This is a genomic window from Paraburkholderia sp. J67 (assembly GCF_905220265.1).
In the GTDB taxonomy this organism is placed as follows: domain Bacteria; phylum Pseudomonadota; class Gammaproteobacteria; order Burkholderiales; family Burkholderiaceae; genus Paraburkholderia.
This window is the reverse complement of sequence record NZ_CAJMZK010000102.1, coordinates 1-431: the sequence shown is the minus strand read 5'-3', so window position 1 is coordinate 431 and position 431 is coordinate 1. Positions and strand designations below refer to the sequence as shown.

The 431-nt window shown below is 55.9% G+C and carries 1 pseudogene; it reads right to left on the bottom strand.

Features of this window, described 5'->3' with window-relative positions:
- Positions 1–133: 133 nt before the first annotated feature.
- Positions 134–370 (bottom strand): annotated as a pseudogene (locus U5782_RS41360) (DUF4304 domain-containing protein); the annotation flags it as partial.
- Between the last annotated feature and the right edge of the window lie 61 nt (positions 371–431).

The window sequence follows — 431 nt, the reverse complement described above, 5'->3', positions numbered from 1 at the left end:
GCGACTACGTACGCCCCAATCGCGCGTCCGAGGGTAAAGCGCAGCGGTATATTTTGCGACATGCTTTACCTTCAGTAAGTGGATTTGAGGGCTCTCCCATTGCGCCGAAAGCCCGCTCCTCGTCTGATCACCGTCACGGAACCAGCCAACGATAGATAGTTACGTTATGGACCCCACGATCGTGTGCCGTGACTTTGGTTGCAGGAATGATTTCCCCCCAATGGGTCGTGATACCCTCCGCGCCGCATTGAGCTAGCTCCACGACGAAGCCCCCTCCATGGCGATCAAACTGTACCGTCAAAAGGTCGACCCGACTGTCGCGTTGTCGTCGATAATGAGGCAAAGAACCTTTAAGCCCAAGCTGGCGAAGCGCGGGAACAAAACGCGCTCACAACGCGCTGTTCGTCTCGTCACGGTTCATCGAGGTATCT